Genomic DNA, 2,872 nt, shown 5'->3' on the forward strand with positions numbered 1-2,872 from the left:
GCCGCATTCCTCCCCATGAATGAATTCAGGGGCTTCCTGCGGCGGATTCCGTGAAGGAGCTCGGCGCTCCCGTCGGCTTCGCCGCCAACGCACACTGCGACTACCAGTACGTGCGCGTCGCCTCCTACATCGAGGCGGCGGCCCAAGTGAAGCTCGAGGAAGCCTTCCCGGCCTCGACCGTCATCCGTGAGCCCGTCGGCGTCGTCGGCTGCATCACGCCGTGGAACTACCCGCTCGGGCAGATCGTGCAGAAGGTCGTGCCGGCGCTCCTCATGGGCAACACCGTCGTCCTCAAGCCGAGTCAATCCACCCCCCTCACGGCCTGCCTCATGGTCGAGGCCTTTCGGCGCGCCGGCTTCCCGAAGGGCACGATCAACCTCATTTCCGGGCGCGGCAGCAGAGCGGACGCGCGGCTTGCCGTCCACCCGAAGATCGCGATGATTCCGTTTACGGGTTCGACCGAGGTTGGCGTGAAGCTCGCGCAGCAGGCGCTCGCGGGCGTGAAGCACGTGAGCCTCGAATTGGGCGGCAAGTCGCCCTGCGTGTGGCTACCCGACGTCCCGGACTACGCACCCGCGGTGCCGCTCCTCTTCAACTCGATTCTCCTGAATTCCGGCCAGACCTGTACGGCGCTCTCGCGCCTTCTCGTGCCGAAGAGCCGGTTGGCCGAAGTGGAGGCGCTGCTCGTCGAGCACCTCTCCGACTACCCGGTCGGCAACCCCGTCGACCCGAAGACGAAGATCGGTCCGGTGGCGTCGAAGTCTCAGTACGAGACCGTGAAGCGCTACGTGGAGCTCGGCGTCGGCGAAGGTGCGCGGCTCCTCGCCGGAGGCGTCCCCGAGGCACCCGTGAAGGGCTGGTACGTGAAGCCCGTGATCTTCACCGACGTGAGGAACGACATGCGCATCGCTCAAGAAGAAATCTTCGGGCCGGTGCTCTGCGTGATTCCGTATGAGACCGTGGACGAGGCGGTCGAACTCGCCAACGACACGCCCTACGGCCTCAACGCCATGGTGTACGGCGCTTCGCGTGCGCAGGCGTGCGCCGTTGCGCGGCGCATCAACGCCGGCAACGTCTACATCAACGACGGTCCGCGCGACGTGTACGCGCCCTTCGGCGGCTACGGCGCGAGCGGCATCGGCCGCGAGGGCGGGCTCTACGGACTTCTGGAGTTCACGCAGCTCAAGGCCCTCTTCGACCACTCGACCTTCTGAGGCCGCCGCCGTCTCCAAATGGAAAAGGCCCCGCACCGGCGGCGCCAAGCGCCTGCCTTCTGCGGGGCCTTCTTCAGCCGGGAGCAACGCGTGCGTCAAGTGCGCGGATGGCAGCAGTGCGGGATCTTCCAGGAGAGAAGGAGCCCCACGAAGAAGCCCCCCACCGCAGGCCCCACCCACTGCAGCCCCTGGGAGAACCAGGGCAGCTGCGAGCAGAGCGTCGAGAAGAAGGGCACCGTCACGCCGAACCCTTCAATGCCGGCGGTGATTGAAACGACGGCCGTGAAGAAGATGGTCGTGGGATAGACCCACTTGAATTCAGGCAGCCGCCTCCAGACGATCGTGATGAGCGCGAGCACGATCAGCACGAGCGCCACCGGGTAGATGGCAATGAGCACCGGAATGGAGAGCTTCAGAATGAGCGTGAGGCCGGCGTTTGCGAGCACCATCGACACCACGGCGAAGAGCGCCGCCCAACCGCGGTAGCCGAGCTTCGGCACGAGCGTTTCGAAGTAGTTCGAGCAACAGGCGATGAGGCCCACGCACGTGTTGAGGCAGGCGATGAAGAAGACGAGGCCGAGCAGCACGCTCCCGAGGGGGCCGAAAAGCGTGTTCGCCGCCGCCGAGAGAATCTGCGCGCCGTTCTCAAACCCGCCCGAGAGGGCGTTAGCCTCGCCGCCCACCTGCGTGAGGGCGCCGTAGACGCAAAAGAAGATCACTGCGGCGACCACGCCGGCGAAGACCGTCTCCTTCACGACGCCGCTCTCGGTCTTGATGCCGAGCGCGCGGATGTTCATCGCGATGATGAGGCCGAAGTTGAGCGCGGCCAGGGTGTCCATCGTCTGGTAGCCGTCGATGAAGCCCGAGAAGAAGGCGTTCGCGGCGTAGCCGCCCTGGGGCGCCGCGGGCGCTCCGAGCGGGTTGATGAAAACCCCCGCCCAGAGCACGGCGATGAGGACGATCAGGGTCGGGCAGAGCACCCGGCCGAGGCGGTTCGTGAGCTTCTCGGGATTGAGCGCGAGCACGTAGGCGATCAGAAAGAACACGACCGAATAGACGAGCTGCGAGGCGCCCAGAAGCGTCCACCCGGCAAAGGGCGCGTCGAGGGCGCCGAAATGCTCGAGCACGGGGCGCACCACCATCTCGAACGAGGTGCTCGCCGTGCGCGGGATCGCGAGGCACGGGCCGATCGAGAGGTAGATGAGGAGCATGAAGACGAAGGCGAAGACCGGATGCACGCGGCCCGCAAGCGTCTTGAGGCCGCCCGATTCGGCCACCGCCATGACGCCGAGAATCGGAAAGCCCACGGCGGTGACGAGAAAGCCCGCGAGCGCGGCGACGCCTTCCGTGCCGGCCTGGGCGCCGAGCCAGGGGGGAAAGATGAGGTTCCCCGCGCCGAAGAACATGGCGAAGAGCGTGAAGCCTACGAGAAGTCTCTGCGGAAGCGGCAGTGCGGTCATGAAGGGCCTTTCTGAGAAGAGAAGAAAGGCGAGAGGCTATCACATCGTTCGGATGAGTCTAAGAAGGAGTCTCCGCCGCTCCTTTGATTGCCGACTTCATGCGCCAAGCGCCAAGAGCGCCGGGAGATGTTTCGCGCTGCAGCATTGACATCCTCTCCGCCCTGAAGGACGGAGATTCCCTACTGAGTCCTTACGCGT

The 2,872-nt window shown here is 65.6% G+C and carries 2 protein-coding genes; one reads left to right on the plus strand and one right to left on the minus strand.

Annotation, left to right across the window (positions count from 1 at the left end):
- The first annotated feature begins 50 nt into the window (after positions 1-50).
- A complete protein-coding gene (locus tag ACT6Y9_RS10050; protein WP_443744429.1) occupies positions 51-1,214 on the plus strand; it encodes an aldehyde dehydrogenase family protein in 1,164 nt (387 codons plus the stop codon).
- A 95-nt stretch (positions 1,215-1,309) separates the two neighbouring features.
- Here ACT6Y9_RS10050 and brnQ read toward each other — a convergent pair whose 3' ends face one another.
- Entirely contained in the window at positions 1,310-2,674 is a 1,365-nt protein-coding gene (gene brnQ, locus ACT6Y9_RS10055; protein ID WP_443744430.1) for a branched-chain amino acid transport system II carrier protein, read from the minus strand.
- Positions 2,675-2,872 lie beyond the last annotated feature (198 nt).

The sequence above is a fragment of the Sutterella sp. genome, from assembly GCF_052272535.1.
Classification (GTDB): domain Bacteria; phylum Pseudomonadota; class Gammaproteobacteria; order Burkholderiales; family Burkholderiaceae_F; genus Sutterella.

What these genes read in the sequence shown, in the direction of transcription:
- brnQ (WP_443744430.1), bottom strand. Translation starts at nt 2,674, where the DNA reads ATGACCGCACTGCCGCTTCCGCAGAGACTTCTCGTAGGCTTCACGCTC.